General features: G+C 44.8%; 1 protein-coding gene. It reads right to left on the bottom strand.

The genetic code is table 11. The annotated features are described in order from the left end of the window. Positions 1-12 precede the first annotated feature (12 nt). Positions 13-1,386, bottom strand: a complete 1,374-nt coding sequence (locus I6F45_RS21195; RefSeq protein WP_165729610.1) for an IS4 family transposase — start codon at positions 1,384-1,386, stop codon at positions 13-15. Positions 1,387-1,490: the final 104 nt, after the last annotated feature.

Raw genomic sequence — 1,490 nt, 5'->3', positions numbered from 1 at the left:
GCTGTCTCTTGATCACAAGTCTGGCTCAAGAGATTTTGCTAAATCGTAGCCTTCCAGGATGGCTTGTAACTTAAGCCATCCTTGCCATAACACTTTCACAGATGCACGCCCTGTGCGCTTGGTATCTTTCCAGCCTCCTAACTTTGCCAGTTCCTGATACGCCCATGACATATTTGGAGCAGTTTCAGGCAATGGTGTTTTTATTCTCTTTAACCACAATAACTTCCATGCTTTGGGAGATAACAGTTGTTCACAACTTGGAGAATCAGGCTGCTCATTGGTGAACTTTAGTTGCAATATTCGCGTCGCAATAAAGCCATTAATCGTCACCAATCTTTCCATGTTATCTTGGCTTTGAAGGCGTAAACTTTCGATATCCGTACCATCACTTTTCCAGACTTTATGGTATTCCTCTACAAGCCAACGGTGCTCATAGTAGGTGATGATAGCTAAGGCGTCTTCTTTGCTGGTGACTGGTTCACTGGTTAATAGGTGCCAGCTTAAGCCGTTCTTAGCGTTTCCTCGCTCTGCACAGCCGACATAGTAAACTGGGAGGGAGTGTCCTTTCTTATTGTAAGGCGCTTTGAGTGTCACTGGCGCATAGGTGATATCCAGTGTTGCGCTTCGGGCTTTTCTTCCTCCTTTTTGTGCAATGTGGATGTGTTTGGTGCCTGCACTCATCAGCTCGCTTGCAAACGCATAGAGCTTATCCTCACCTTCTTCAATATGACGACTTTGCATCGAGCGTACGACGAATCGTTGCTGCTCGGTTAGTTTATACTGCAAGTATTCGTAGATGTCCGCTTCGCGGTCACACACCGATATCACGTTCGCCATTTGTCCTTGCAGCCGCTCTGCCATCGCTCGTGACGCTGACTCCCACTTGTAACTTTCTTTTTCTTCGTAAGAAGTCGTCGCGTGTTTTTCTCTTTTTCCAATCGTGTTGATATCACGACTCCAGCGAGACTGTTCAATTAATCCCACAACTTGCTTTGTGTCTGGCGCAAACAGTAATACGCTATGAGCTAACAAGCCTCGTTGTTTTGCTCCTCGTCCGACATGACCCAAATCATCTCGAATGGAGGAATGTTTATAAATTAGTGTGGTCGTGTCTTCTAATGCGAGCAATAAGTTATGACTTTTTGCTTGTTCAACCGTGGCTTTAAAGCCTGACTCGGCTATAGCCGTTGCGTCAATATTCTCGTTGCGAATAAAGCGGTAGGCACCTTCCATATCGGCGGGGGATTGAGTGATGTTCACAAGTGGTTTTCCTGGTTCATTTGCAAGCGTTGATGCTAACTTTACCAGACGCGCTGTTCTTCTTGGATCACCTAAGTCCGATTTACCGAATTGTTGTTTTGCCCAATGAGTATGTTCGTTAATCATAATGTGCCCTCAAATAAGATTTGAAGATCTGATCATGACATTGAGATTTAGTTCAAAAAAATCCCCGCTAATTTCTTAGCAGGGATTTGTGTATAAGAGACAGC

The organism is Pseudoalteromonas sp. SWYJZ19 (assembly GCF_015864375.1).
Taxonomy (GTDB): domain Bacteria; phylum Pseudomonadota; class Gammaproteobacteria; order Enterobacterales; family Alteromonadaceae; genus Pseudoalteromonas; species Pseudoalteromonas arctica.
The sequence above is the reverse complement of the archived record's forward strand: the minus strand, read 5'-3'. Positions and strand labels throughout refer to the sequence as shown.

Bases quoted from the DNA above. Each gene is read 5' to 3' on its own strand.
- I6F45_RS21195 (WP_165729610.1), bottom strand. From the start codon at position 1,386: ATGATTAACGAACATACTCATTGGGCAAAACAACAATTCGGTAAATCG.